The sequence below is a fragment of the Pseudomonas reidholzensis genome (genome assembly GCF_900536025.1).
GTDB classification, from domain to species: Bacteria; Pseudomonadota; Gammaproteobacteria; order Pseudomonadales; family Pseudomonadaceae; genus Aquipseudomonas; species Aquipseudomonas reidholzensis.
Genome location: NZ_UNOZ01000013.1, coordinates 263,596 through 288,287, shown reverse-complemented (window position 1 = coordinate 288,287; position 24,692 = coordinate 263,596). Strand labels below are relative to the sequence as shown.

Here is a 24,692-nt window from a genome sequence, read left to right as displayed (position 1 = left end):
TAGCCATTTTGCTACTGCCACGCTCGATGTGCTCAAGCGTGCCATTAGGGATCTGCCCAACCCCGACCAGTGCTGGATACTCGGGCTTAGTACCTGTGGTGGCGGCACTGACCATGTAGAGGGCACTCACGCTAATAGCGTCAATGTCGTCTGTGAAGTTTACCGCTGAAGCGCCCCAGCCCCAGGCGCCAACCGTAAGCATCGCGCCTGGGGTTACGTCCAAGGGGCCGGTCTGTTTTGGTGTGTCTGCCCCGCTCCAGATCGGCACCCAAGTTTTCCATTGCCCGGAATCGCAACGCCGGTAGAACAGCCGATCATAAAGCCGGTCGATGAGCAGCTGAACCTCACTGCGCGAAGCGCCGTCGGTGTAGCTCATGTGCAGCACCTGCGCCCCTTGAGAGATAGCAGGGGTCACCGCCGGCAGTCCGCCCGAGGTCGTGGTGCCGACGCTATACAGGCCGCCGAATTCGATACTGTCCAGGCTGCCCGCAACGACGGGCGAGCTGCCACCAATGCCGAACAGCGCCATTGCCGCGCGCACAAAGGCCGTGCTCGCTGCCGACGTGTCATTATCAGTCGCAAGGGCTGTCGGCACCCTGGGATCGCCAGTAAACACCGGGCTGGCCAGCGGCGCCTTGAGCGCTAAAGCGTTGGTGACGGTGGCGGCAAAATTGGGATCATTACCCATTGCCACTGCCAGCTCGTTCAACGTGTCCAGGGCGCCAGGTGCGGACGAAATCAAGACAGCAATCGCGGCCTGAATAAATGCCGTGCTGGCCGCCTGCTCGGTGTTGGTCCCAGGCGGCGCCGTCGGCACTTTCGGGGTGCCGGTAAAGGTTGGGCTGGCGATGTTCGCCTTGAGGGCCAACGCTTGGTCAATCTGCGTCTTGGTGTACACGTCGGTCAGGCCATAGCCGGCGACCGTGGTCGGGTTAGTAGCAGCTACTACCCGGCCGCAGGCGTCCACCGTGACGCTGCGGTAGGTGCCAGCAGCCACACCTGTACGGCCAAAGACCCTTTCAAAGGCCAGCGCCGTGACGCCCAGGGTAATGGTGGCATCGGTCACCAACTGCCAGGCGCTATCCCCATTGAGGGCTCCCCGCTCCACCTGGACCAGCAGACCCGGCGTCACCTTGGCGCTGGTGTCTGCATCGGTGCAACGGACCCAGGCGCCGGCGGCGACCAGATACAGACCGTTATCCTTGCCGGCTACCTGATTCTTGACCAGTACCCGCGCGCCGGCTGTGAGCGCTACGCCATCGACCGTCTGCAGGCCACTGAGGGTAATCGCGGCCGTGGTGGCCGCCAAAACCGAATGCTTGAAGTCCTGCTTGGCCAGCTCCTCGGTTACCCACTCGCGGGTCGCGACCACAACGCTTGGGTCGATCTTGAGTTGCACATTGCTGGAACTGCTGACAATCATGTTCATCCGCACCACCTGGGTGCGACCAGATCCCTGACTTAGCAGAGGCTTGTAGGTCGGCGCGCAGTTGGCCACCGCCACCATGTCGCCGTCGGCGTCATACAGGGCGATTTCGCGAATCCAGCGACCGCCCACGTCGGCCGGAATGACCTGCTCGGCAACGATGATCGAACTGTCTTTATCGTCAACCTTCAGCTGATTCAGCGGCGCCCGGCGCCACTCATTCAGCAATGCCACTGCGCTAGCGGACGGCATTGGAAGGGGTGGGTTTTCCACGACGCCGGGGTTGCCGTCGCCGACGGCCATTTGAGTGATTTTCCACGGAATGCCCAAGGCATCCGCGTTGGCCTGCTTGGCGGCCCCGATATTCGTCAGGATCGCGTAAAACTGTGAATTCTGGTCAACCATGGTAAACGTCCAGATAGTCAATGGTGTGCTCGCGGCCGCCGCGACCAATCTCGCCCGTGACCTCAAGGTCGGACGCCTGCGGCGGGTACACGTCGAGTTCGTCGCCGTCGTAGACGGATGAGGCCAGGTACACGCCGCCGGTCGTTTCCAGACTGATGGCCAGGCCGGTCATATGCCGGCTGACCGGGCGGGCGTCATCGATCAGCCAAGACAGCTCCTGATAGGTTTCTTCGCTGATGCCTTCATTCGAGACGCCGACCTTGAGCGCGAAGGTGCCGGGCACGCCTTGCGGCTGGGTCTGCCACCACTCAATCACCTCGATCAGGTAGCCGAACGGCTCGACCACCCGACGCAGCGCGCCGATGGTCCCCTTGTGGGCATGGACGTAGAGCGATGAGCGGATGATTGAGCGCTTGACCTCCTCCGACCAGGTGTCGTCCCAGCGGTCCACCGACCAGGCCCAAGCGAGCTGGTACAGCAGCGCCGCCGGGCAGGTGTCGGGGTTGTACAAGGTGCGCAGGGTGATCTTTGTGCGGTCGAGCGCGGCCGAGCCAATGGCCCGCTCCAGCGGGGTGCTGTTGTTCGGCAGCAAGGCCGTCATGGCAGCACGCCCCGCGTTACGGTAACGCCAGTGCACCAAGCCGCCTGGGCATTGGTCGGCCGAATGTCGTTCCAGCCGTTGACCTCCACCCGACTCACCCCGTCGACATGCAACTGGGCGTCAATCGCGGAACGGGAGACCTCCACCCCGAGGCGCCGGCGCGGGTTTTTCCACGCCTCAAGGCGGCGTTTGGCCTCGGCCAGCACCGCCTCACCCTCCGGCCCGTTACTGGCGAGGTAGACCACAGCCTCGATCTGATACGGCAGGATCTGCGCGCTACGCAAGTTGACCCGGTCGGCGACCGGCCGCACGTCGTCGTCATTGACCTGCGCGTCGACCGTGGCCAGCAGCTCGGCGTCGGCCGTGCCGTCGCCCACCAGGCTCAACACCGTCAGGTCAACTACCGCCGGTGACGGGCTTTCAGCCGTGGCGTCAGCCACCAGCCCGGATGCGTTACGGGCGTGCAGGATGTAGCTGTTACGCGGCCCGGCCGTGGTCAGCCCCTCATACACCAGCTGCACCCGCTCGCGCAGGGCGTCGTCTTCCTCCAGCACCTCAGCGACCGGCGGAACGGCCGCCAGGTCCTCGGCCTGGACCACCAGGCGCAGCAGCCCCACGTTGGCCGCGAGCTGGTCCAGATCCTTGCCCTTGGCATACGCCAGTAGCAGCGCCTTGGCGGCGTCATTGACGCGCGCGCGGTCTTGAACCCGCCAATAAGCGATCAGCTCCAGCAGCACGACTACCGGCTCGCTCTCCAGCGCCGCCGACCAGTTCTCGGCCATGTACTCGCGGAACTGCGCCAGAGCGGCCTCATACATGACTTCAAAGTCCAAGCTCTCTAGCACTTGCGGCGCCGGAACCGCCGTCAGGTCAATCGTCATGCGCTCACCTCCAAAACCGCGCTGTCGCCCAGGTAGGCCCCGGTCAACTGCAGGGTGATTTGCCCACCCACCACGGCCACGACGCGCACCCGCTCTAGTCGCAAGCGGGGCTCCCAGCGACCAAGGGCGCGGGCGACCTCGGCCTGCACCGCACTTTTCCAACCGTCGTTAACCGGCAGGTCGACGTAGCGGCGCAGATTGCTGCCGAACTCAGGGCGCATACGGCGGCTGCCGACAGGGGTCGTCAGAATGACCTCGATGGACTGCCGCAGATGGTCCAGGCCGGACAGCGGCAGCCCCGTGCGGCGATCCATTCCGATCATGGGTTACGCCTCCAGGCGCTCGATGTCCGAACGGGCGTCCAGGTAGGCCATGGCCTCGATGTCGTCCGCGCCGATCTCCAGCCGCGCACGAAGCACTTTCAGCTCGCGGCCGTTGGCCATGAACAGCGAGCGCGAGGCGTTGAGCTTGTCGCAATAGATGACCGTCGCCGGCGCACTCTGCGCAGCGTCGTTTTTCTTGGTACTCATGGGATCCCCCAGGCATGAAAAAGCCCGCTCGAGGCGGGCTGTTAGTGTTTGTGGTTGGCCGTGTTACCGGCCGTGTCAATGATTCGAGCGCCGCCGAGAATGTCGCCCGTTACGGATAACGGCCCTTTGATCTGAACCGACCCCTTCAGCGTGATGGTCCCCGCCTGCACTGTGACCGCGCCCGACTTGGCAGTGATCATGTCGTCAGTGGCTACCACCTCGCTGCCGCCGACCTTGGTGGTGACCGTGCCACTGGGAACAGTGATGGTGTAGCTGCTGGCCTCCCAGTCGTAGACCAGTGAGCCGCCATCATCGAACCGCCAGACCTCCACATGATCGCGGTTGTCTGGCTGGCCGCCGGCATCGCCATACAGACCCGGTATGAACGTGCCCTGCGCGGGGTCACCACTAGGGCTTATCAGCGCGCCCTGCTCGTTCAGGCTCGGCGCTCGCCAGTGGCGCGCCTTGCCAGCGGCCTGGCTATGCCAGCGCACCCAGGCGCTGGTCCAGCCAGCACCGTCGGACACGCGCACGCGGGCCGCCTCCAGATCGACAGCCACCACGCGGCAACCCATCACCACGCAGGCAATCATTCGGTCGTGCTGTGCGGCTGCGTAGCTCATTCCATGGCCTCCGGCGACTGATACCCGCCCTCGTTGCCAGTGCCGCTGTCAGGATGGAAGGCGAACACCAGTGTGCCGGGCGGTTCGTTCGCCCAGGGCCACTCTTCTACGCCGAGGTAGATGATCTGTGTCCACTCGACTACCCAGACCGCATACGCATCGAGCTCAGGCCGCGTCCAGTCCCGCTCAGCTCGCACAAACTGGGAAGGCTCAACCGGCAGGCCCCATGTCTGGATTCGCAGCAGTACAGCCAGTTGAGCCGCGACGAATGCCGCGATGTGCAGGCAGTTGTCTTCCTCCGCCCCCACGATGACCCGCGCCTCAAAACGAGCCTCGACCGCCGTCTCACCGGTACCAGGATCCTTGTCCGCGTCGTCAAAGCCAGCCAGCTCAATGACTACCGCGGGAGGGGGGACCACCTCGATCCCTGAAGGCATCGTGCCGACGTAGGCTAAGCCGGGGATAGCCTCCCTGATGTGCTCCTCGATCGCGGCGTACACCTGACTGAGGGGAATTTGATCATCAGTCATGCTGTTCTCCGTAGGTACTTGTGCAGCTCATAGTTCAGCTCTTGCGCCATCACTTCCTGCAGGCGCTGGTGGGCGCGAGCGGTCCAGGCCTCGAAGTGAGGTCGGACGTCATCCAGAGATATCTTTGCCTTGGCCAGCGGGAACCGGCTGTCATTTTCCGAGACCCAGCCGCTGCGATGACCGCCCCCTCCAGAGACCTCGCTGTCCGGGTAGTCACCTGCGTCGAAGTGTTTGCTCGCTGTGCGTATCCATATATCCAGTGAGCCGCCATAAACACGCTTGAAGAACGCGCCCTGGTAGCGCCGCCCGGCTACCGACACACCAGATCGGCTCTGCCGCGGCCGACCCGCGCGACTGGCCTCAATCGGATTGATGCCGAACCACAGCTTGCCCTGGCCGTTGCTGCCCATGGGGAACGCCTTGAGGCGCTGCCTCACCGCCCCGATGGCGATCCGTTCCTGTCGCCCCACTTCGCGGGCAACGTGCGTGCGCAGCCAGCGAAGGGTCTTGTTGATCGCTCGTCGCTGAGCGGCGATGACCGCCTTGGGCACCAGCTTGGCGAAGTCTTGAAACCCTTTCATGTCCTCTGGGCTGACCTGCAGGGAGATGATCCCCGCAGCGGCGGACTGTTTGTGGTAGCTGCCGACGCTCATGGCGATTTCCTCAGTACCAGCGTGACCAGGCCATCACCACCCGGCTCGATGTTGGTGATGGTGTAATTGCCCCCGCCGTCCTCGGGGGGCATGTCGATAACCACCTTCTGCTTGGCCTCGACACCCACGTTGTCACCTACACGGATGACCAGGTGCGGCTCTCGCAGGGCCGTTCGGATCTGGCCGAGCTTGGGCTGCAGCCAGGGCGCGGAGAACATGCCAACCACGTCGCGCCCCTCTATCTGCGCCGGATCGCCCAGCACCTCGAAAACCGTATCGTCAACGTCGGCCAGCAGCTCCCGAAAGCCCATGGCTAGAGCATCAGGCGAATGATTGCGCGGGGTCGGGTGCAGATGTGCAGCGGGTTGGACTGTGCCTCACCCAGAACGCCCTTGCCGAAGGGCATTTCCTCCAGCTTGCTGTAGTACGGCAAGCCTTCGGTATTTACGGTTTCCATGTAGTCCGCCGGCGCGTAAACCGAAAGCAGTAGTTCCGACACCCCTTCAGGGACCAGGCGAGCCTCATCGTCTGCGACGAACGGGACACCGGATACCTTGCCACGGTAACGCTCCCAGGCGATGCCACCGAAGTCGAAGGCCTCACGACCATCGCCGCGAAGGGACGCTGCCTGCTGGCTGCCTTTGTAGGTGTCGACCACCGACTTGTGGGCGATCAGCTTCTTCCAGAAGTTCTTACCGCAGAAAGCGCGGGAGCCAGTGGTGGTGACGTTGCCGAGGGCGTCCTCCTGCATGTCCAGCGCCTCAACGCACTGAACCTGAACATTGGAGTCCGGATCGTTGAGGCCCATCACCATCTTCTGCTGCGACACACCGAAGACTTTGTAGATGTCGAGGAGCACCAAAGACCCGTCTGCATCCAGCACCTTGCCGTTGATCGCTCCCATGCGATGAAACTCGTGGGTGGCATCCAGCTGACGCTTTGCCTTTGCCAGGCGCTTGTTGACTACATCCTGCACAGCCTGCAACTCGGTCAGCGAGCCGAACGCGCGGATACCCTGAATCTCGTCGGCCTTGATCGCGAAGCGTTGTGGCAGGTGAACGGTGTTGAACGGGATCAGGTTGCGCTTGCTACTGCCTACCACCAGGCCAGAGGTCCCACGCTCACCCGCCGGCACAAGGGCGAGGGTGTCGCCATCCTTTTCGATTTGCACAGTGAGGGTAGCCACCCCCTCCTCCTGGAACAGACCGAGGGCAGCCAAGCGCCCTGGAACGTATTCCTGATCGTTGATGGCAGCAGTCAGTGCTGCAACGCCGAAAACGTCGTCTTGAAAAATGGCAATCTCGGCCATGAGGTACTCCAAAAAGTAAAAAACCCGCTCGAGGCGGGGTTGAAAGAAGTGAGGGAGCCGGTTCAGCGAAGGATGATGAAGTGCGCAGCCAGTGCCTGTTCGGCATCGGCGTCGAGGCCTGTCAGCAGCGCTTCATGCACCTCAGCCAACCGCACCACCGCGCGGCCACGACGCACGGTGTCGGATTCCCCCAAAGAGGCGTAGAGGATGCAGACGGCTTTTTCGCTGCCATCCTCTGCAGCGGGGTCGTAGGCAGTGAACTCACCACTGGCAGTGACCAGGCCGAGCACTTGGCCCGCCACTAATCCCGAACCGGCTGCGACGTTGATGGCTTCGCGGGAGATCTTCCCCGCGCCTTCGGAGAGCAGAAACTCGCCGGCGTGAACCGGCTCCTGCAGGATGGTACTCATGGTCGTACTCCTTTATTGGCGGCCTGCCGGCGGGCAGCCCAGATGCTGGATGGATTGGGGAGTTGCGCTTTGACCTTGTCCGGCTCGTCATCGGCCGGCGGCAGGCTGTTATCGATCTCGAAGCCCTTGCCGGAGCCAACCAGCTTTTCGAACAGCCGCGCCCGCACCGCATCGGGCTCCAGGCCAGCTTGCACGAATTCACCGGTCAACTCGGGCAGCCGGGCTGCGACGCAAAGATCACGGACGCCCTTGGCGCGATTCAGCGCTGCCTGGACCGTCGCCTTGTCGATCAGCTTGGTCGAAGCGATCAGCGGCTCGACCAAGTTGCTGATCCCCGCCTTGGCGCAATCCTGGGTGATCATCAAGGCCAGGGCTGTGGCGTCGCCAGGCTCAGGGGCTGGAGGCTCAACTGGTGCTGCCGAATCATCACCCGCAGCCTCGGGTGGGCTGGCGAGTTGATCCAGGAGTGCTTGCGGAGTTTTCCGGTACCGCGCCATAGCGGTGCCCTGACCAAGGCAAGCGAGGACCTGCACCCCGCTTCCGATCTCATCAGCCAGCCCCAGCTCAACTGCTTCTTGCGCCGTGAGCCAGCTTTCATCGTTGACCAGGCGGCGCAGCTCAGCCTCGTCAATGTCAGGTGCCTTCGCCTTGTAGGCCGCGATGATCACTTCAAATGCCTGGTCGAGCACATCGGCTACGCGCCGTAGCTCTTCCGCATCACCCTCGGTCCAGGTGTAAGGGTTGTGGATCATCAGGATCGCGTTCGACGCCATGACCACCCGGTGCGCGCCGCACGCGGCTACGCTGCCAGCGCTGGCGGCCAGAGCATCGATCCGTGCCGTACAGCGCTCACCCAGTCGGCTCAGCGCGTTGTGGATGGCGAGGCCCTCGAACAGGTCACCGCCGTTGGTGTTGAAGGCGACCACGACTGGTGAAACACCGTCGTCCACAGCCTTTAGGTCCCGAATGAACTGGTTGGCGGTGATACCCCAGCCACCAATTTCGCCATAGATGTAAATCTCAATGGGCGCCTGCTCAGCCTCACCAGCGGCAGCGGCCTTTACAGCGGCTGTGATCTTGTACCAGTGCTGGTCTTCGACTTTCGGCACGGACGGCACTTTGTTGAAGATGCGGATCGGCATCGACTGTTTCATTTCTTCACCTTTTGGTCAGGCTCATCAGGGTCATCGTCGATGGCCGGCAAGCTGCTGTAGTTGAGGCCCAAGGCCTTGGCCCGGGCGATATCGGCGGCGTTCTCTTCATCAACCACCTCTGCATCGGTGCCATTGCGCAGGCAGACCTCGCTGCGCGACCCGAAGCCAGCGGCGATTTCCATGCTGCGCGACTGAACGTCTTGCACCGGGTGGATGTAGGCCCATCCCTGTGGCACCCAGCGCGTGCGCTGGTACTCGCGACGTCGCTGCGAGTAGTCCGGCAGATCGAGCGCCCCGGACAGCACAGCCATGTCCAACCAGGCTTTACGCACCGGCCGACACAACTGGTGGACGTACACCTGAAACTGGAGCTGCTCCAGCCGCCGGCGGAACTCGTTCAGCACCACACGGATCGCACGGTCGTTCACGCCCTGCATGTCACCGGTCATCAACTCATAGGGCAGGCCTGAACCGGCAGCCGCGGCCATGAGCTGCTGCCGCATGAAGTCGGGGTAGTTGTTGCCGGCGTCGGGCGGGTCCGAAAAGTCGACCTGCTCACCTGGCAGCAGCTCCTGCATCGTGCCGGGCTCAAGCCCCACCATTGGTGTGAAGCCGTCCCGGTCGAACTTGACCGGCGCACCAGTCAGCGGGTCAATTTGCGGTGGGCCGTCCGGAGCGGGCTTGCGAACGAAGCCTGCGAACAGGTTGGCCACCTCTTGCCGAAACAGCACCGCATCGTCGAAGTTGTCGAGGCTGCGCAGGCGCTTGAGAACCGGTGCCAAGCGCGGAACGCCACGCAACTGACCAGGCTCCAGCGGCTCGAATACGTGCAGCATCTGCTCTGCTGTGATTCGCACCAACTGGTTGTAGCCCATGTTGAGTGAGGACTTGTCGCTGGGGTGATTGCGGTAGCACCAGTAAGCCACGCGCCGGCCCATGCCGTTGAACTCGATGCCGGCACGGATGACATTGCCGAAACGGGTCATTTCGAATTTGTCATGGGGGACGAACTCCGGCGACAGGCACTGCAGCTGCAGCGGCACCGCGTAGCCATCCTCCAACCGGCGGGGGCGAAGGCGGATGAAGCACTCGCCCGACTGCTCGACAGTGCGCGCTACCAACGCCTGGAGGCCATAGAAGTCAGTGAGCTGATCGGCGTCAGCCTCATCCACCCAGTCCTCCCACAGCTCCTGCATCCCCTTACGGATCGCCTTGTCCAACAAGCGCGGGTGCGGGGTGATCCCGGTACCGATCAGGTTGCTGACGCGCTTGTCGATGACGTTGGCGGCATAGGGGTCATTGCGCACCGCGCTACGCGAGCGAGACCGCAGATTACGCAAAGCCGGCATGATCAGGCTGTTTACGCCCGTGTCGGGAGCATCCCACCCTGATGAGCGCCGGCCCTCAGCGGCGCCTTCATAGCTAGCCTTGATCCGCTCGGGCACCAGAACGCTCGAGCGGCTGAGTGACAGATAGCGGCCGCTCACAGCCCCTTACCCCCGTGGTAGATGCGTGTCACGCGTGAGCGTGGCCCTGCGGCACTGACCAGCTCGGTGCGGATGAGGTCGCGGGCCTTGATCAACTCATCGACAGTTCGATACTCGACGGTACGGTCCGAGTAGCGAACGATCTTTTCACCGCGCGCGATCGCCCGCTCGACGGCGTCGAGGTGTGCTTTTGTATAAGCCATGTCAGCGTCTCTTTAGGTAGCCGCTGTTAGAGCTGCGGCGTTGCATGGGTTGGGACCCGGCTCGAGGAGCCGGCGGAGGCGGTGGTGGTGGATCGTTGCGTTTGATCGGAGCCGGCGGCGGCGAGGTGTCTTCGTCTTCCTGGTCGTCCGAGTCCGACTCGATGGCCTGGGGCCGAGCTGGGGGCGATTCGCCCTGATCGAACAAACTGGCCTGCGCCAACGCCTGTCGCAGCTTGTCCCAGTCGTGTTCACCGTAACGGTGCAAACCAAGGAAGTTGGCCATGGCCAGGTTGTACACCATGAGGTCGAGGGCCTCGTTGCGCTCGGCCTTGCTCTTGACCCACTCGATCCGCTTGTAGCCCTTCACGTAGCGAGCGACTTTGCGTTCTGCCACGCACTGCTGGAAGAACTCGTCGGGCAGGTCCTTGGCGAAGTGAAGTGCACCTGGACCCGTCTCAAAGCTATAGCGGTTGTAAATCCAGTCCTTGGCCGTGTCGGTACCGACGATCCACAGCTCAGCACCGTTACGTTCTGTTTGACCCTTCCAGGTGACATCCACCTGTGACGGGCGCTGGGCGATCACAGGCCGGCCCGGCTTGCTCGCCCCCTTGAGGGCAAACACGTTGCGCCAACGACGCACGCGGGTGAACTGATAGACCTCGTGAGTGTGGTGACCGCCGGAGTCGATGCCGGTGGCCAGGATCCCCAGGCTCACGCCACAGGGGTGCCGATACCGGATCTTCAAGCGGTCATCAAGCAGCGCCCAGGTACGCTCGTCGGCCGGATCACCAGGAATCACAAGGTGATCTACCACCCAGCGCTCCATCCCAGCCCCCCAAGCCATGACCATCAACTCCAGGCGGTTGGCCTGCACGTCGACGGAAGCGGTCAGCGCAAGCGCTCCCACCGGCAATGTGCCGAGCACGTAGTCCTCTTGCAGCGCACGGGCTTGGAGCACCTCGGCCTTGGTTTGCTCGATAGCACTGTCCCACACCTCGGCGAGGCGGGTGTTGTAGAACACCTGCATGGGTTCGAGGTCGCCACGGTCCTGGGCGCGCTTGGCCTCCTCGAACTCGCGGGCCAGCATCACCCAAGAGTGCCATCCAAGCGGGGCATACAACGCGTTGAGATGGAAGCTCACCGTCTCGCCATCGCCCTGGGCATGGGCACGCCACTCGCCTTTGGCCAGCATCTCAGCCTTGTGGTGCTCTTCGATCAGCACGTCGCACTCAGGCCCTGCGCACTGGTAGTGCACGGTACTGAAGTCTGACGAGTACAGCAGGCTCTCCCACTTCAAGACCTGCATGTGCCCGCAAGTCGGGCACGGCACGTAGTAGTGCCGCTGATCCCCCATCATGAAGAGATCGTCGATCCGTGAGGCACCCTTGATGAGAGGGGAGCTCGAGAAGTAGAACTTGGCGTTGCGACCGAAGGTACTACCCCGCGCCTCGGCCAGCTTGATAGGGTCGCCCTCCTGGTCGACGTCGACGTCCCAGCGATCCACCTCATCACCATAGACATACCGGGCTGACAGCTCGGACAGGTTGGCGGCCGAGCCAGCCGTGGTCGCGTACAGCGTGCCGCCCTCAAACTCCTTGGTGTCAATCGTGTTGCGGGCATCCCTAGAGCGGTTGGCTGCGACGCGAGCCTTGAGTTCAGGCGTTGCATCCATGGTCTTGCCGATCCGCGATGACACACGCTTGGCCAGGCCGATGCTGGGCAGCAGCGTCAGGATGTTGGAGGGCGCCATGTGAATCAGCGCGCCGATCCAGTTCAGGGCAATCTGGGTTTTCATCAGCTGCGAGGCGACCTTGGTCACCACCCGCTTGCACGGATGGGCAGGCGACAGGCAGCGCATGGGTTCACGGGCATACGGGGTACGCGCGGTGCGGTATTTGCCAGGTTCTGCGGCGCCGGTATCACGCGGGATCCGCATGTACTCATCCGCCCACTCGTCTACCCACAGCTCAGGGTCAGGCGTCAGCCCACGGCAATACGCTTCGCGGTACACCTCGGCACCGTCTGCGTATCCGGTGGGCATAGGCTCAGCTCTGTTTGATGGCTCGATCGAGGTCGGCGCTGCTCATTTTCTCGACCTCTGTGAAGACACGGCGAAAGGCGGTGGCGAGGTGCTTCTCGATATCCCATGGGTCATTCTTGCCGACCAATTCAGCTGCGAGCTGCGGCGCAAGCCCGAAGAACTGGTCGCGTAGCATCCGGCCTGCAGCAAAGGCGGCGTCTTCCACCGATTTGCGCTCGACCAGGTTGCCTTGAACCTTGTGGAACTCAGCCTCGGCCAACTGCGCCAAGTAGAACTCGCGATGCGCTTTCGAGCGTTGGAAGTTGTGGCCACCGCCCGGCACCAGATCCGGTTGCTGCACCGCAGGTGTTTCGACGCCGGGTTGGAGGTGGATGCGGACATCCCGCTCGATTCGATTTTCTTCATGGCGGGCCGCGACGGCCGCTTTGCTCGGATCAGTCGATTCGGCCAGCAGCCCCTCGGTGGCTTCGACGTCAACCTTGCCATCGGCGGCGAGCACCAGGCGCTCCTGCTTGGCTAGCTTGGAGACGTAAGATTTCGACCATCCGTGTCGGGCGGCGAACTCCGATTTCGTGAGGTAGGTCATGTCGAAAAGTCCAGTTCACCCAATGATTTCAGGGGGTTAACCAGTTCACCGCAGTTCACTAAGCTGGTGAACCTCCCGCTAACGAAGCGCCGCGGGTTCCCTGTCCCGTACCCCGGCGATATCGCCAGGGTCCCCGGCCCTCGCCACCCACGACCTGGGCATCTCATCACACCAACCAGCAGCCGACCCCATAGAGGCCCGCCAACGCCGCACCGACACCGGCCAAAAACGGCCACACCGGGGCGGGATGGCTTTTGATCTCCGCAACGGCGCCAAGCGCAACTGGCTCCACGGTCGGACGCTTCGGCACCCACGGCAACAGTTCAGCATTTGCGCATGAGTCTTGCGCCAGGTCGGTACGAACCACAAAACCGCGATCAGAGGTACGCGCCACTGCTTCGTCGCCCTTACGCAGAACCAGCTCGCAACCCAAGTGCGCGAAGTCGTCAGCCTCGATACAAATGGGCAAAGGACGATCAGGCAAAAACACGGTGTAAGTTTTCTGAGTCATAAGCACCTCACAAGCGGATTGGGCCTACCACGTAGGTAGGCATGTAAAAATGCGATCAGGCGTGATAACAAGTCCAGTTGGCAGGCCTCGCTCCGAGGCTTCCAGCAAAAAGGACTTAGCAATGCAGTTGGATATCTATCGCGATCAGGCGCTTGAGAGAGTTCTGATCGTGAAGCGCAACGCAGACATCAAGCAAATCACAGGCATCAAGCCTGAATTTCTCAATCGTCTGGCTCAGCCTGATCACATTGACAGTGACTCCGGCAGGCTTCCCACCGGGCTGAAACTGGAAGAAGTGATTGAGGCGGTAAGCGCACGCGGGTACTTCGCTACCACGCTTATCGTCAACATCAAGGAGATCGATAACTAAACCAGTCCACCTTAATCGGCACCATTCTGGCTGGGCGAAGGCAACTCGCTAACACCCAGCCGCTTGGCGGCCCAGCGCTCGTATAAGTTGATCGCCACATCGGCGCCGGCCATCGCTGTCAAACAACCAACCGCTGCCGCCGCCCAGACCGAAACGCCGAGGGCGTATAGCAGCATATTGGTCGACAACCCGCAGGTAACGCAGGCACCTGAACGCAGAGCCAGCCGGCGAATCAGGCCCCAACCGCGAGCCCCCGCCTTATCCGCCCGCCACATTTCTCCCGACACACCACCGACCAGGGACAGCACGATCACCATCCAGATCGGTATCTCGGCTAACGCTTGTTGCTCGCTGTTCATGAAAGCCTCATTGGCAAAGCACGGCGCCGGAAAAAGAAAACCCCGCCGGATGGCAGGGTTCTCAATACCCCGAAAGATCGGGGCGGGTTGCACAGCACGGTGCTTGTAGGGGAAGCGCCTAAGCGCACTTTTGATATCGTGGGGCCTTTTTACATGCCACCGGAAAAACCGAAAAGGGGCAATTTTCGGTACTCCGCTTTGGCGCTACTTCGGCGCACCTTCGGCGCACACACGGCGCATAGTGAACCGACGAACGGTATGGCGCCGGCTCGGCCCAGAGCGGGCGACCAGGATCGCCAGCACCTGCAAGTGCAACGCCTTCACCCAGTTCCGATAGGTGCGGTCTGCATCCTCGGCGAGCCCTACGACACGCATTTGCTCTCGAATGGTGGCTCCGTGGAGATAGCGGTATACGGCCAGCTCAGCCAGGACAGCTCCCCGTTTGTCGCGGCGCCCAAGCTCTGCCACCGCTGCGTCGATCTCAGCGGCCGAGTGATCCAGGCCGGCACCACCGATCAGGATCCTTGCCCCTGAAACCCCGCCACGCGGCGCGGCGCCTTTCCATTCCATGATGCTGCCCATCTGGCTGCCCAACCCAGCCTCATGTCCGAGTAGCGCACGCTGCTCAGCCCAGTGCTGCATCAATCCCTCGACCAGTTGCAGGCGTTCGGCTTCTACAGTCATCACTGCGCCCCCCCTAAATTGCGCACCCAACACACTTTTCGGCAACCCAACACAAACCCAACACAGATAAAAACCAATGAAATCAATGCATTAAAAGAAAGTGTGTTGGGTGTGTTGGGTTTGTTGGGTATTTCAGTCCTCGCATAGAGTTTTTTTCTAATGGGAATGAAGCCTTGAGAAATTACGCGCATGCGCGCGCGAGAGAAAACCCAACACACCCAACACACATACCCTGTAGGCCAATGATTCCGGGGATCCGCGCTGTGTTGAGTTGCCCGAATGAACCCAACACAAACCCAACACACCCAACACACTTAGCGATGTAGTCATGCTGCAAGCCCCCTTTTCACATGGTCCCAGCCGTCCACGTTCCAGCCGGCCAGCTTCGCCCGGGCACGCCACTCAACGACGTTCTTGCCCAGCTCGGCCGACTTCAGGGATGGGGGCAGGGAAGGATCACCATCGCTCGGGAAGAAGAACGCGGCGAACCGCCGGTTGTTGCCATCCGTCCAGGGGATTGCCCGCGTCTTCTCAACCTTGGCGCTCACCATCAGCGAGAACTTGGTCTGACTCATGGCGTTTTCCCGGTTGTGCGAACACCACTCGATGAACATCGCGTACACGTCGGTACTCAGGGCGCAACCCCACAACCCTCCCCCCAGCTCACCAGCGCGCCACAGATAGAAGAAGGTTTGCCAGGCTGTACGGCTCAGCTCGACCAGCCGTTGGCGAGCCTCTGTTTTAGGGGGCCGCGTACGCTGGTTGAATTCGCCCAGGTCAACCTCGAGCAACCAACCGTACAGCGCCGAGACACCACCATTGGCTAGCTCTCGGCTGATAGCCTTCTGCCGCTCAGGCGGCAAAGTCTCCAGCGGCCACATCACCAGCATGCGTCGATCGTCTTCACTGATTGGCCACGGCATGATTTCGTTGCTCAAGAACGCGGAGTTCATGTGGTTGGCTTCCTCCCAACCGTTTATGAATTTCGACTCCATACGCACCGTCTTGCCGGTGATCATGTGCTTGATCTTGCCCACCTGGTTGTAGCGCTGGTCGCGGCTGACGACTTCCTCGAATACTGCCCACAGCTTGCGGCTCTGCCAGGCGTTGAAGTTACCCTCCAGCTGCGTCTGCCCCACCGTTGCACCGTACTGGCCGTAGAGCTCCCCCATCACATCAGCGAACATGAGGCTCTTGCCCGAACCTTCCATCGTGGAGTGGAAGAGCACCGCCGTATCCATCTTGGCGCCCATGTTCTGCAGGGGGTATGCAAGCCACTTCACCAGCCATCCCAGCGCTTCAGCGTCGTGATTGCACAAGAAACTGATAAGCCAGCGCAGGTTCTCGCAAGCCTCATCATTCCGCACAGGCTCAAGCGGCAAGCCCTCAAACGTGTTGATGTAAACGGCTGGATCCTTGGTCATCGTCGGGTCGAACACGATATGGTCGACGTCAACAACGCGCCGATCCTGGCTGTTCAGCCACCACTTGTACTCGTCGCCCAGGGCCATTTTCACAGCGCCCTCAGGGATTCGTCGTTTCTTTTCCCGGTCCCAGACATCTTTGGTGCCGTCGATGTAGACGTACCGCTCGATGGGGTCCAGCTTTAGCGCACCTCCTTTCTTTGCCGCCAAGCGCTTCACTTGCTCAAGCTCTTTCACTTGATCGAGCGAAACTAGCTTCTTGTCAGTCCGGTCGATCCACTGCTTAGCCAGGGGCTTCCCCACCAACGCTTCAAAGCCGGCCCGCTTCATCGACTGGCCCTTGTCGAGGTCCCACACATTGGTAGAGCCTTCGACCAGGGCGAACCGGCGCATCGCGCTCTTCAACACCAGGCCGTCCACCCCCTCACCCCCCTGGGCCGAGGATGAGGCCGAGCTGGCGGCACTCTCATCCGATGAGGTGTGGGTCAGGCATTCGTCTTCGCAGTCACCCGCTGGCAGTTGCTCGGCCTGCTCGACCACCGTTGGGGCATGGGGAAGTTCGCCCAAGGGCGGAGGTGCCGGTGGGCGCGACTTCGCATCAATGCCGAGTAGCTTCGCAGCAGCCCTTGTCGCTGCCTTCTGATCGCCGTTGTGCATCAGGATGCAGAACACATCGAAGGCGTCGTTCTTGTGGCCGTTGGCCAGCGGATCGGAGGTGTGGTGCGAGTACAGCTTTTTGTCGATGATGGTGACACCCGGGTCGCCGCTACTGCTCTGCGGGCACAGCCACTTGCCGTCCATCCGCTTGTAGCCATGAGCTTCGATCAGGGTTGCAATGTCATGGCAGCGATTGAATTCTGGAATGACCTCCGGCAATTCTTGGCCGTCACGTCGCGGCACAAGCCGAGGCTTCGGCTTAGCGGCTGCCGGAGGGACAGCGGGTTTTGGGCGCCAAGGGCAAGAGGCCTCAGCATCAGGCTTGAACTGCTCCCACCCCTGCCAAATGGCCAAAAGCTCAGGCGGCAGGTCTAGCAGACCATCAGGGGACGGAGGGTTTCGCCAGAAGTACGGTTTGCCGGTGGTAGGGTGGATCGATGGCGGCAGCACGTCCTGGACAAGTCCGCCTCTCAGCTCGAACACGGTGATTTTCTTGAACGGATCAGCCGCCGCCCGCAGGATCGCTTCTTTGGCAGCGTCACCAGCGTCCATAGCGGCTTTGACCTGCACCATGATGCCCTTCCAGATCGATCCGTCAGGATCAGTTGGATTCGGCCACACCAGCGAGTGTCGGGTCAGTTCAACCCCATCAGGAACGCGAAACAGAATACGGAAACGCGCAGGGTTTCCGACCGTTGTCGGGTAAGAAACTGCGAGGGCATCCAGGTCCATCCCAAGCGTCGCCTGGAGGCACTGGCGGGTCATCGCGACGTTATCAACGTCGAGCGAACAGATGCGACTCGGGCCGAGAACGACGCCGAGGTTGTGAGTGGGGTTGGCTTTCCAGAATGCTTCGCCGGAATCGGCATCCGTGAAATAGCCACCAGGCTTGTTCCACCCCTGCCCCTTCGGCCCTTTCTCACCAGGCTCAATGGGCACTAGGGCAAGACCGAAAGTTTCAATGTAGCGCCGTGCCCAATCAGCTGTGGCAGTAGATGGGCGCTCGCTCATCTCCGACGCTCCCGAAGCTCTTGGCAGCAGATGCAGGTTTCGCAACCAGCAACCGACCGCTGACGAGCCAAGGGGATCGGTTCCTCGCAGTCCTCGCAAAACTGGGCGCTTGGCTTTTCAGGGAGTCGTGCAAGTCGCTGCAGTGAGAGCTGCAGGAAGTACTCGGCGTGGTCGTTAGCGAAATCGACGGCGTCAGCCATGAGCAGCATCCTCCATCGCTTGACGCGCACCGGCCGTGATGGCAAGGACCTGACGGATCACATCGATGCCGCATGCCTCAAGATTCTGGACCTCATGCAGTTCCCATACGTTGTCGGCGGCCCCTTCGTGCATGCTGCTGACGAACTGAGCTGCCTCCTCGAGCAACAATGCGACAGCCTTGAGCTGCTCATTGGTGGCGGGCACTGGCTGCGGGCGATACCAGACGACTCCAGCAGCACGCCCCAGTGCATCGAGCACACGCTTGTCGGAGGTCCATTGCAGGACCTCTTCCAGTTCATCCGGTGTGAGCCAGCGGCGTTCTTCGTCGTGTTTGAGTTTCTTCTGCAGGGCATCCAGATCCATGCCCATCTCAAAAGCCAGTCGGGTGATACCGCCTTTGTATTCGCGACCAGCGCGATAGAGCGCGTGGCGTAGGGAAAGGGCCGGACCGCTGTCCGGCAGAGTATTGATGCGACTCATAACCGTTAAACCTCGATTAACGGTGTAGCCACAGGAATAGGTAGGACCTATCCTACAGCCACGACCGATGTGCCGTGCTTAGCGTGCTGTGCGGGCACGGCATGTGGTAACAGTCATCCGGCATATCTTGTGGTGAGAGCCCGCCGGATGACGGGAGTGGTGGTGCATTGCATCCTCATAGCTGAGTCGGGAGGTGAGAGTCCCGGCTCAGCGTTCTTTACTGCTACTGCATTGGTCATCACCGCGAAAATCATCCGCGCCGCGGCTTACTTCCTCCCCAGGCGCGCTGCCTTGCCTCAGGTATGCCCAGTCAATATCCGGTCGCAGCAACTCGCAGCGAATCGCCCCTGCCGTTTCTCTATCCAGGCTGACGGCCAAGCCCGCACTCGCTCGCCGATTCCCGTAGGCCACTTGCTTCAGCTGGCCAACCGACGTTCCGCAGCTACGCGCAAAAACCTCAAGTCCGGGCTTATCCATCGTTTTTAGGTACTCGCTGAGTGTCATAGGCACCTCCATTGGCGGCGAGATTAGCAATTGCTAATTATCAACGCAATAGCACCTTGTAATTTACTGTTTGCTAACGGAAAGCAATCATCGTCGTATGGATATCAATGAAAGGCGTATCGCCTCCCTCCGCAAGATCATGGGGACCATGAGCCAGAAGGAATTCGCCGAGGCTCATGACCTGGACGCGTCGTACCTGTCGCAGCTGCTGAACGGCCACCGCAAGCTGGGGGAGAAGGCTGCGCTCACTCTTGAGGTCAAGATCGGGCTCGCTTCTGGCACCCTCACATCACCACCATCGGAAGCCACCAAAGCGAAGGCCTCCGACAACGTGATCCCCCTTCCCGCGCGCCCAGTCAAAGACAAGAATTTCGTTTTGATACCGCATCTCGACATCGCGGCATCAATGGGCCCTGGCAAAGCCGCCCCGTACATGCACATCGAAGTCATCCACGACATGACAGTGCACCTCGATTGGCTGAAGATGCAGGGGCTCACCTTCTCGAAAGTCGAAAACCTGGCGATCATCACAGGCGACGGCGATAGCATGTCGGGCACATTCGCGGACGGTGATTCACTTCTGGTTGACCGTGGAATCACGGAGGTTAAAACCGATGCGATCTATGTGTTCACTTTGGATGGAGATCTCTTCATCAAGCGTCTCCAGCGCCTTACAGGCGGTCTGCTCCGTATGATTTCCGACAATCCAATCTACCCGCCGATCACCATCGACGTGTCCATGATTGACCGCATGCACATTCAAGCCCGCGTGCTGCTCGCGTGGAACGCTAAGAAGCTCTAACCCCTCCCCTCAACTGTAGGTACCAGCCATCCGGCAGGTATCGCCACGCCCAACATATTTAGCATTTGCTATTGCTCAATATTTTAGCTTTTGCTAATTTCGCCCCGTGTCATCCCCTCTCTCACAGGACACGGACCAATGAAACCAGCACAGCACAAGGAACCAGGCACGGTTCTTATCCACCCTACAACGTGCAATAGCCCCCAGAAGATCATCGCTTTTCAGCGCCGCACCGGATTGCACATCGTCGTGACTTCGACTGGCACCGCTCATGGTGTGCCGGGCCTGCTCATGGGAGGTGCCGCTTGAGCGAGTTCACTATCCCGTTGAGCCGAGTGATGTTGCTCCAGAGAGCACTCGAGAACGGCGGCACTACCACATGCGCGCTGCGGCGCCCTGAAACGACGGTCGACGCCCAGATCGCTGTCGAGAACGATCAGAACACTCACCAGCTGAAAATCACTATTGGGCCTCTTACGGCTTCCCTAGCACTCCCGCGCAACGACTCGGGCAAATACATGGCCCTGCGCGACCACCTTGAGGACATGGCGAACGGGCGCAGTGAGTCGGGGCAATTGTCCGAGCGCGCCATCGCTCTGATGGAGGCGCTCGACAGCGTGAACGACGTACTGGAAGCCGGACACATTGCTTTCATCACCCCGACAACGAACCCAAAGCTACCGTTCGGCGCGGTCGTGACCAATGAGCAGGGCGAGATTTGCGCTGCAGCCACAGGCAGTTGCAAGGACCACTTGGCTGAAGTCGTGCGCGGCCAGCTCCGGCCTGCCAAAGAGGGGCACGGGGAACAAGCATGAGCAAGACGCTTGAGCAATTGCGCAGCCAGTGGAGCACGCCCTGCCCGACTCTCACGGCTGTGCGAGAACACTACTTCCCTCACATCAAAACAGACCGCCGTTTCAGGGAGCTGATCAACAAGGGCACGATCGATTTGAAGCTCAACAAACTGCACAACTCGGCGAAGGCACAGCACGTGGTCTACCTGCACAACCTCGCCCAATACCTCGACAACCAAGCTGATCAAAACACGCAAAGCGCTTGATTCGACGGCCCCGGTCATCAGGGGCACCCGGCCTGCCACCGACTCTCACCTTGCAAGGTGGCGGACCAAACTGGAGCACAGCACATGCAACCTCACCAGTACGCACTCGGCGCCGGTATTCTCTGGCTGGTCACCCTGACTATCCTCCCCTTCTTGATTGCCACAGCTCGCCGGCGGGCCTACGCCGAAGGCTTTGAGGCTGGCAAAGGCCACCGCGATCAAACCCTGAACCTGCAGCTCAAAGAAGCAATGCAGGCTCAAGATGAGCTGCGCTCAGAATTTCAGCGCACTCAGCAGACCACCACGCTGCTGTTAAACGCCCGCCAAGCCAGCATCACCTCACTCAAAGCCAGCATCGGCGAGCTCGAAGCTAGGATCATGTCCTATACCGGATTAGCGGTGACCAGGGCGGACTACGAGAACCTGGTTAGTGCTACATCTACGATGCGCCTGGCCCAGCGCACCCTCAAAGCGCTTAAGTCATCAGCTCAGGCAGACCGAGCAGAAGAGCACGCCGAGGCCCTGGACGAGCTGGCTAAGCGTATACACGCTCAACTGCGGGATACCCCTGCCAGCTGTTCGACTGCGGGGGCTGCAGCATGACTCTGCGCAAGCACACGCTGAAGCATTTCCACATGTGCTGTGGCTTAGGCGGGGGAGCCAAGGGGTTCAATCGCTCCAAACCCATCGTTGGCAACCTGCAGGCCGATTGGCAGTGCATCGGCGGGGTGGACGTCGATCCCGCCGGCCTGGCGGATTTCGAGCGTCTTTCAGGGGTCAAGGGCACACTGATCGATCTGTTCACCCGCGACCAGTACATCCGGTTCCACGGCAAGGAGCCGCCACCAGGTTGGCGGGAGGCCACGCCGGAGGACATCCGACGTGCTGCCGGCGGACAGCGCCCCGATGCCGTTTTCATCAGCTCTCCATGCAAGGGAGCAAGCGGCCTGCTGTCCGAGACGATGAGCCTGACCCCGAAGTATCAGGCACTGAACGAGTTGACCCTGCGTTGCATCTGGCTGTTCTGCGAAGCCTGGGCTGATGACCCGGTACCACTGCTGGTTTTCGAGAACGTCCCACGCCTCGCCACCCGTGGCCGCCACCTGCTCGACCAGATCAACAGCCTGCTGTCCAGCTTTGGCTATGCAGTTGCTGAGACCACCCACGACTGCGGTCGGATCGGCAATCTGGCACAGAGCCGTAAGCGCTTCCTGCTGGTCGGCCGCCATGTCGAGAAGGTGCCGGCGTTCCTCTACGAACCTGAGCAGAAGTCTCTACGGGCAGTGGGGGAGATCCTCGGCCGCATGCCACTGGCCGGCGACGTCGAAGCCGCAGGCCCCATGCACCGCGTCCCCGCACTGCAGTGGAAGACGTGGGTACGACTTGCGCTTGTGGAGGCAGGAAAGGACTGGCGCAGCCTCAATGACCTTGCGATCGAAGACGGATACTTACGTGACTTCGTGATCGTGCCAGAAGCCTTCTCGGGCTACCTTGGCGTGAACGATTGGGAGAAGTCGGTCGGCACCGTGGCCGGCCGCTCCAGCCCAACCAATGGCGCCTTTTCGATCGCCGACCCTCGCGGCAAGGCCGGCGCCCTGCAGTATCAACAATACGGGGTTCGCCGGTGGGAAGATCCGAGCGGCGCCGTGATCGGCGTCAAAAGCCCAGGGCAAGGCACCTTCAGCGTTGCTGATCCGCGAAGAACCGGCAAGGGGTTTGGCAAGTACCAGGTCACGCCCTACAGCAGCGCCGCTAACACGGTCATCGCTGGCAGCACCACCGGCCAAGGCGCATTCGCCGTCCAAGACCCACGCCCAGGCATGCGCCGCACCAAAGGAGACGCCTATCACGGCGGGGGCCACTATGGCGTTGTCGACTGGAACACGCACACCGGCGCCGTATCCGCCAATGCCATCCACGACAACGGCCGCTGGAGCGTCGCCGATCCGCGGCTACCGGCTGCCAACGACCGACTCACTTGCGTCATCGAAGCACTGGACGGCACTTGGCACCGCCCCTTCACCACACTGGAAATGGCCGCGCTGCAGAGCCTGGTTGAACCAGAGGAACAGCTGGAACTGGACGGCCTGAGTGACCAGGCATGGCGCGAGCGCATCGGCAACGCGGTACCACCGGCAGCAGCAGAAGCCGTAGCCGATGTAATGGGAACCACCCTGCTGCTCGTGGCCCAAGGCGAGACGTTCGTCCTCAGCAGCATCCCAATTTGGGTCCGCCCCATTGCAGTGGGCCTGAGCGTTGCGCAACGGGAGGCGGCATGAACACTCACCGCCACGACTGGTACACCTCCGAGGGTTACGACGGCGGCCTGCATCACTGCAGGAAGTGCAAGCGCAGCCACCAAGGTCCTCGGCCAGAAGACCACGATTGCCCTGTGTCGGACGCCGAGCACAACCCAGCCGCTTGGCTCGGCCAGGCCGGGCTGTACCGCACTCGGCTGGAAGCCATGCAGAACGGCGAACAGCTCGTGGAACCAGTCTCCTCCGACGAGCTGTTCGAGCTTGCACGCAGTCACGTAAGCGAGGGCTACAACCATGCCTAATCCGACACGCACCTGGCAGCTGGCCAGTCTGATCTTGGCCTGCGCACTCATCGCTGCTCTGGTCCAGCTACATCAGCGCCCGACTGCAAACGCGCCGAAAGGCACGTTGCCGACCGTTAACAACATTTCCGGTTACGAGCATCTGGCCTTAAGCCCGAACGCCCGGCGCACCCATGAGAGGTTTTCGCTGTGATGACCAAACAGATCTACACACCGACCACTCGTGCGCCGCAGGGCATGCAACCAATGTTGCGCCCCTCAATGTCGGTCATCTGCGATGTCTGCAGCAAAGCGCGCTCCAAAGGTAACCACGACCGCTGCTCCAAGGTCCGCCAGGCAGCTGGCTTCATCATCAGCAGGAGGACCGCGGCATGACAATCGATCTCTCGAAAGTGAAGGGACTCGCCGCCGCTGCCGTCGCCAACCAGTACGACGCTGTAGCCTTGAATGAGTACGGCGCGGCAGTACCGCCCGCGACAGTGCTGGGTCTGATTGCCGAAATTGAGCGCCACCGCCTGATGAACGCAGAGGGCTGTAAGCCCGACAGCAACATCCAGCTCTCCGGCCTCCCCTGCGCTGGCGCAGCGTGTTGCCGCAGCCTCGAAAAAGTGGAGGGCTGCAAGCCCGACCTCATTACCAGATACCACCTCCGTTACGTGGCAGAACGATCTGAGAAGGATGTTCTGCTGGAAGAGGTTCTGGACGCCGTCGCATCGATCGGCATGCATGACCTGGTCGACCGCATCAACGATGCACTCGCGGTTGATGCCGACCGGATGCCCCTAAGTCCCGCAGTCACTGACGTGCTTACAGAGCGATGCCGCCAGAGATACGTCGAAGGGCACAGCACAGAGCGTGACGACCATTACGTAAATGGGGAACTCGCAACAGCAGCTGCTGCTTACGCATTCTGGGCATTGCTCTCAGACCTGCACCCTTCCATGGGCAAATTGGACCCACCCTGCACCTGGCCATGGGAACCGGAGCACTGGAAGCCGTCGGGGCATCGGAACATGCTGGTGAAAGCGGGTGCGCTAATCATGGCCGAGATCGAGCGCCTGGATCGTCAGCGGGCAAGCGAGGTGCGCCATGACTGAACGCACTAGACCACCCATGGCCTCTCACAGCCTCGACCTGCCCGCCATCTGTGATGTTTGCGGCAAAGGCAGGTCGACCCGTAGACATGCGAACTGCAGTCGGATCCGGCAACAACGCGAGAACGATAAGTGG

At 61.4% G+C, this 24,692-nt stretch carries 30 protein-coding genes and 1 pseudogene; 8 read left to right on the top strand and 23 right to left on the bottom strand.

Annotation, left to right across the window (positions count from 1 at the left end; translation table 11 throughout):
- Positions 1 to 733: 733 nt before the first annotated feature.
- From CCOS865_RS28395 to CCOS865_RS09255, 17 genes and pseudogenes are all read right to left on the bottom strand, one after another.
- Positions 734 to 1,831: pseudogene (locus tag CCOS865_RS28395) on the bottom strand (phage tail protein); the annotation flags it as partial.
- A complete protein-coding gene (locus tag CCOS865_RS09330; RefSeq protein WP_119140055.1) occupies positions 1,824 to 2,432 on the bottom strand; it encodes a phage tail protein I in 609 nt (202 codons plus the stop codon). The pseudogene CCOS865_RS28395 and the gene CCOS865_RS09330, both read right to left, overlap by 8 nt.
- A complete protein-coding gene (locus tag CCOS865_RS09325) occupies positions 2,429 to 3,313 on the bottom strand; it encodes a baseplate assembly protein (RefSeq protein ID WP_119140053.1) in 885 nt (294 codons plus the stop codon). Before CCOS865_RS09325 ends, CCOS865_RS09330 begins: the two co-directional genes overlap by 4 nt.
- The gene (locus CCOS865_RS09320; protein ID WP_119140051.1) at positions 3,310 to 3,636 is read right to left on the bottom strand and encodes a GPW/gp25 family protein; all 327 of its coding nucleotides are present in this window, start codon (positions 3,634 to 3,636) and stop codon (positions 3,310 to 3,312) included. The genes CCOS865_RS09325 and CCOS865_RS09320 overlap by 4 nt, the downstream gene beginning before the upstream one ends.
- 3 nt (positions 3,637 to 3,639) lie before the next feature.
- Positions 3,640 to 3,843 (bottom strand): hypothetical protein, encoded by a 204-nt coding sequence (locus CCOS865_RS09315; protein WP_119140049.1) that lies wholly within the window; start codon positions 3,841 to 3,843, stop codon positions 3,640 to 3,642.
- Between the two features lie 41 nt (positions 3,844 to 3,884).
- On the bottom strand, positions 3,885 to 4,466 hold the full coding sequence (locus CCOS865_RS09310) for a phage baseplate assembly protein V (protein ID WP_119140047.1): 582 nt from the start codon (positions 4,464 to 4,466) through the stop codon (positions 3,885 to 3,887).
- Complete coding sequence (locus tag CCOS865_RS09305) at positions 4,463 to 4,996, bottom strand: hypothetical protein (RefSeq protein ID WP_119140045.1); 534 nt, start codon at positions 4,994 to 4,996, stop codon at positions 4,463 to 4,465. Before CCOS865_RS09305 ends, CCOS865_RS09310 begins: the two co-directional genes overlap by 4 nt.
- Complete coding sequence (locus CCOS865_RS09300) at positions 4,993 to 5,649, bottom strand: hypothetical protein (RefSeq protein ID WP_119140043.1); 657 nt, start codon at positions 5,647 to 5,649, stop codon at positions 4,993 to 4,995. Before CCOS865_RS09300 ends, CCOS865_RS09305 begins: the two co-directional genes overlap by 4 nt.
- Entirely contained in the window at positions 5,646 to 5,960 is a 315-nt protein-coding gene (locus CCOS865_RS09295) for a head-tail joining protein (protein ID WP_119140041.1), read from the bottom strand. Before CCOS865_RS09295 ends, CCOS865_RS09300 begins: the two co-directional genes overlap by 4 nt.
- A gap of 2 nt (positions 5,961 to 5,962) precedes the next feature.
- Positions 5,963 to 6,958: a major capsid protein gene (locus CCOS865_RS09290; RefSeq protein ID WP_119140039.1), complete on the bottom strand. Its 996-nt coding sequence runs from the start codon at positions 6,956 to 6,958 to the stop codon at positions 5,963 to 5,965.
- A gap of 62 nt (positions 6,959 to 7,020) precedes the next feature.
- On the bottom strand, positions 7,021 to 7,368 hold the full coding sequence (locus CCOS865_RS09285) for a head decoration protein (RefSeq protein WP_119140037.1): 348 nt from the start codon (positions 7,366 to 7,368) through the stop codon (positions 7,021 to 7,023).
- Positions 7,365 to 8,522, bottom strand: a complete 1,158-nt coding sequence (locus CCOS865_RS09280; RefSeq protein WP_119140035.1) for a head maturation protease, ClpP-related — start codon at positions 8,520 to 8,522, stop codon at positions 7,365 to 7,367. Before CCOS865_RS09280 ends, CCOS865_RS09285 begins: the two co-directional genes overlap by 4 nt.
- Positions 8,519 to 10,009: a phage portal protein gene (locus CCOS865_RS09275; RefSeq protein ID WP_119140033.1), complete on the bottom strand. Its 1,491-nt coding sequence runs from the start codon at positions 10,007 to 10,009 to the stop codon at positions 8,519 to 8,521. The genes CCOS865_RS09280 and CCOS865_RS09275 overlap by 4 nt, the downstream gene beginning before the upstream one ends.
- A complete protein-coding gene (locus tag CCOS865_RS09270; RefSeq protein WP_119140031.1) occupies positions 10,006 to 10,212 on the bottom strand; it encodes a phage head-tail joining protein in 207 nt (68 codons plus the stop codon). The genes CCOS865_RS09275 and CCOS865_RS09270 overlap by 4 nt, the downstream gene beginning before the upstream one ends.
- A gap of 1 nt (position 10,213) precedes the next feature.
- A complete protein-coding gene (locus CCOS865_RS09265; RefSeq protein ID WP_119140029.1) occupies positions 10,214 to 12,253 on the bottom strand; it encodes a phage terminase large subunit family protein in 2,040 nt (679 codons plus the stop codon).
- A 4-nt stretch (positions 12,254 to 12,257) separates the two neighbouring features.
- Entirely contained in the window at positions 12,258 to 12,839 is a 582-nt protein-coding gene (locus tag CCOS865_RS09260; RefSeq protein WP_119140028.1) for a terminase small subunit, read from the bottom strand.
- 166 nt (positions 12,840 to 13,005) lie between these two features.
- Positions 13,006 to 13,350 (bottom strand): hypothetical protein, encoded by a 345-nt coding sequence (locus tag CCOS865_RS09255; RefSeq protein WP_147406496.1) that lies wholly within the window; start codon positions 13,348 to 13,350, stop codon positions 13,006 to 13,008.
- Positions 13,351 to 13,471: 121 nt separating this feature from the next.
- Here CCOS865_RS09255 and CCOS865_RS09250 point away from each other — a divergent pair, with 121 nt between their 5' ends.
- Positions 13,472 to 13,720: a hypothetical protein gene (locus tag CCOS865_RS09250; protein ID WP_119140023.1), complete on the top strand. Its 249-nt coding sequence runs from the start codon at positions 13,472 to 13,474 to the stop codon at positions 13,718 to 13,720.
- 11 nt (positions 13,721 to 13,731) lie between these two features.
- Here the strand turns inward: CCOS865_RS09250 and CCOS865_RS09245 are convergent, their stop codons facing one another.
- The 6 genes from CCOS865_RS09245 to CCOS865_RS09220 form a co-directional block, all read right to left on the bottom strand.
- On the bottom strand, positions 13,732 to 14,079 hold the full coding sequence (locus CCOS865_RS09245) for a phage holin family protein (RefSeq protein ID WP_119140021.1): 348 nt from the start codon (positions 14,077 to 14,079) through the stop codon (positions 13,732 to 13,734).
- Positions 14,080 to 14,283: 204 nt separating this feature from the next.
- On the bottom strand, positions 14,284 to 14,763 hold the full coding sequence (locus CCOS865_RS09240) for a hypothetical protein (protein ID WP_244216074.1): 480 nt from the start codon (positions 14,761 to 14,763) through the stop codon (positions 14,284 to 14,286).
- 326 nt (positions 14,764 to 15,089) lie between these two features.
- Positions 15,090 to 17,855, bottom strand: a complete 2,766-nt coding sequence (locus tag CCOS865_RS09235) for a bifunctional DNA primase/polymerase (protein WP_119140019.1) — start codon at positions 17,853 to 17,855, stop codon at positions 15,090 to 15,092.
- Positions 17,852 to 18,055, bottom strand: coding sequence for a TraR/DksA C4-type zinc finger protein (locus tag CCOS865_RS09230; protein ID WP_119140017.1), 204 nt, complete (start codon positions 18,053 to 18,055; stop codon positions 17,852 to 17,854). Before CCOS865_RS09230 ends, CCOS865_RS09235 begins: the two co-directional genes overlap by 4 nt.
- The gene (locus tag CCOS865_RS09225; RefSeq protein ID WP_119140015.1) at positions 18,048 to 18,536 is read right to left on the bottom strand and encodes a phage regulatory CII family protein; all 489 of its coding nucleotides are present in this window, start codon (positions 18,534 to 18,536) and stop codon (positions 18,048 to 18,050) included. The genes CCOS865_RS09230 and CCOS865_RS09225 overlap by 8 nt, the downstream gene beginning before the upstream one ends.
- A 207-nt stretch (positions 18,537 to 18,743) precedes the next feature.
- Positions 18,744 to 19,040, bottom strand: a complete 297-nt coding sequence (locus CCOS865_RS09220; protein WP_244216073.1) for a YdaS family helix-turn-helix protein — start codon at positions 19,038 to 19,040, stop codon at positions 18,744 to 18,746.
- 97 nt (positions 19,041 to 19,137) lie between these two features.
- On the opposite strand from CCOS865_RS09220, the gene CCOS865_RS09215 reads away from it, so the two are divergent.
- From CCOS865_RS09215 to CCOS865_RS09180, 7 genes are all read left to right on the top strand, one after another.
- Positions 19,138 to 19,842 (top strand): LexA family transcriptional regulator, encoded by a 705-nt coding sequence (locus CCOS865_RS09215; protein WP_119140013.1) that lies wholly within the window; start codon positions 19,138 to 19,140, stop codon positions 19,840 to 19,842.
- 305 nt (positions 19,843 to 20,147) lie between these two features.
- Positions 20,148 to 20,657 carry a hypothetical protein gene (locus CCOS865_RS09210; RefSeq protein WP_119140011.1) on the top strand — a complete coding sequence of 170 codons (510 nt, stop codon included), beginning with the start codon at positions 20,148 to 20,150 and terminating at the stop codon, positions 20,655 to 20,657.
- Positions 20,654 to 20,902, top strand: a complete 249-nt coding sequence (locus CCOS865_RS09205; RefSeq protein WP_119140009.1) for a pyocin activator PrtN family protein — start codon at positions 20,654 to 20,656, stop codon at positions 20,900 to 20,902. Before CCOS865_RS09210 ends, CCOS865_RS09205 begins: the two co-directional genes overlap by 4 nt.
- A gap of 84 nt (positions 20,903 to 20,986) precedes the next feature.
- Entirely contained in the window at positions 20,987 to 21,505 is a 519-nt protein-coding gene (locus CCOS865_RS09200; protein WP_119140006.1) for a hypothetical protein, read from the top strand.
- Positions 21,502 to 23,181 carry a DNA cytosine methyltransferase gene (locus tag CCOS865_RS09195; protein ID WP_119140004.1) on the top strand — a complete coding sequence of 560 codons (1,680 nt, stop codon included), beginning with the start codon at positions 21,502 to 21,504 and terminating at the stop codon, positions 23,179 to 23,181. Before CCOS865_RS09200 ends, CCOS865_RS09195 begins: the two co-directional genes overlap by 4 nt.
- Entirely contained in the window at positions 23,178 to 23,462 is a 285-nt protein-coding gene (locus tag CCOS865_RS09190; protein WP_119140002.1) for a hypothetical protein, read from the top strand. The genes CCOS865_RS09195 and CCOS865_RS09190 overlap by 4 nt, the downstream gene beginning before the upstream one ends.
- Positions 23,463 to 23,833: 371 nt before the next feature.
- The gene (locus tag CCOS865_RS09180; RefSeq protein WP_119139998.1) at positions 23,834 to 24,559 is read left to right on the top strand and encodes a hypothetical protein; all 726 of its coding nucleotides are present in this window, start codon (positions 23,834 to 23,836) and stop codon (positions 24,557 to 24,559) included.
- Positions 24,560 to 24,692: the final 133 nt, after the last annotated feature.

Bases quoted from the DNA above. Each gene is read 5' to 3' on its own strand.
- CCOS865_RS09300 (WP_119140043.1), bottom strand. From the start codon at position 5,649: ATGAGCGTCGGCAGCTACCACAAACAGTCCGCCGCTGCGGGGATCATC.
- CCOS865_RS09280 (WP_119140035.1), bottom strand. From the start codon at position 8,522: ATGAAACAGTCGATGCCGATCCGCATCTTCAACAAAGTGCCGTCCGTG.
- CCOS865_RS09225 (WP_119140015.1), bottom strand. From the start codon at position 18,536: ATGAGTCGCATCAATACTCTGCCGGACAGCGGTCCGGCCCTTTCCCTA.
- CCOS865_RS09295 (WP_119140041.1), bottom strand. From the start codon at position 5,960: ATGGGCTTTCGGGAGCTGCTGGCCGACGTTGACGATACGGTTTTCGAG.
- CCOS865_RS09260 (WP_119140028.1), bottom strand. From the start codon at position 12,839: ATGACCTACCTCACGAAATCGGAGTTCGCCGCCCGACACGGATGGTCG.
- CCOS865_RS09255 (WP_147406496.1), bottom strand. From the start codon at position 13,350: ATGACTCAGAAAACTTACACCGTGTTTTTGCCTGATCGTCCTTTGCCC.
- CCOS865_RS09245 (WP_119140021.1), bottom strand. From the start codon at position 14,079: ATGAACAGCGAGCAACAAGCGTTAGCCGAGATACCGATCTGGATGGTG.
- CCOS865_RS09205 (WP_119140009.1), top strand. From the start codon at position 20,654: ATGAGCAAGACGCTTGAGCAATTGCGCAGCCAGTGGAGCACGCCCTGC.
- CCOS865_RS09195 (WP_119140004.1), top strand. From the start codon at position 21,502: ATGACTCTGCGCAAGCACACGCTGAAGCATTTCCACATGTGCTGTGGC.
- CCOS865_RS09315 (WP_119140049.1), bottom strand. From the start codon at position 3,843: ATGAGTACCAAGAAAAACGACGCTGCGCAGAGTGCGCCGGCGACGGTC.
- CCOS865_RS09310 (WP_119140047.1), bottom strand. From the start codon at position 4,466: ATGAGCTACGCAGCCGCACAGCACGACCGAATGATTGCCTGCGTGGTG.
- CCOS865_RS09285 (WP_119140037.1), bottom strand. From the start codon at position 7,368: ATGAGTACCATCCTGCAGGAGCCGGTTCACGCCGGCGAGTTTCTGCTC.
- CCOS865_RS09270 (WP_119140031.1), bottom strand. From the start codon at position 10,212: ATGGCTTATACAAAAGCACACCTCGACGCCGTCGAGCGGGCGATCGCG.
- CCOS865_RS09200 (WP_119140006.1), top strand. From the start codon at position 20,987: ATGCAACCTCACCAGTACGCACTCGGCGCCGGTATTCTCTGGCTGGTC.
- CCOS865_RS09290 (WP_119140039.1), bottom strand. From the start codon at position 6,958: ATGGCCGAGATTGCCATTTTTCAAGACGACGTTTTCGGCGTTGCAGCA.
- CCOS865_RS09240 (WP_244216074.1), bottom strand. From the start codon at position 14,763: ATGACTGTAGAAGCCGAACGCCTGCAACTGGTCGAGGGATTGATGCAG.
- CCOS865_RS09325 (WP_119140053.1), bottom strand. From the start codon at position 3,313: ATGACGATTGACCTGACGGCGGTTCCGGCGCCGCAAGTGCTAGAGAGC.
- CCOS865_RS09215 (WP_119140013.1), top strand. From the start codon at position 19,138: ATGGATATCAATGAAAGGCGTATCGCCTCCCTCCGCAAGATCATGGGG.
- CCOS865_RS09220 (WP_244216073.1), bottom strand. From the start codon at position 19,040: ATGACACTCAGCGAGTACCTAAAAACGATGGATAAGCCCGGACTTGAG.
- CCOS865_RS09305 (WP_119140045.1), bottom strand. From the start codon at position 4,996: ATGACTGATGATCAAATTCCCCTCAGTCAGGTGTACGCCGCGATCGAG.
- CCOS865_RS09180 (WP_119139998.1), top strand. From the start codon at position 23,834: ATGACAATCGATCTCTCGAAAGTGAAGGGACTCGCCGCCGCTGCCGTC.
- CCOS865_RS09265 (WP_119140029.1), bottom strand. From the start codon at position 12,253: ATGCCCACCGGATACGCAGACGGTGCCGAGGTGTACCGCGAAGCGTAT.
- CCOS865_RS09230 (WP_119140017.1), bottom strand. From the start codon at position 18,055: ATGGCTGACGCCGTCGATTTCGCTAACGACCACGCCGAGTACTTCCTG.
- CCOS865_RS09190 (WP_119140002.1), top strand. From the start codon at position 23,178: ATGAACACTCACCGCCACGACTGGTACACCTCCGAGGGTTACGACGGC.
- CCOS865_RS09330 (WP_119140055.1), bottom strand. From the start codon at position 2,432: ATGACGGCCTTGCTGCCGAACAACAGCACCCCGCTGGAGCGGGCCATT.
- CCOS865_RS09235 (WP_119140019.1), bottom strand. From the start codon at position 17,855: ATGAGCGAGCGCCCATCTACTGCCACAGCTGATTGGGCACGGCGCTAC.
- CCOS865_RS09320 (WP_119140051.1), bottom strand. From the start codon at position 3,636: ATGATCGGAATGGATCGCCGCACGGGGCTGCCGCTGTCCGGCCTGGAC.
- CCOS865_RS09250 (WP_119140023.1), top strand. From the start codon at position 13,472: ATGCAGTTGGATATCTATCGCGATCAGGCGCTTGAGAGAGTTCTGATC.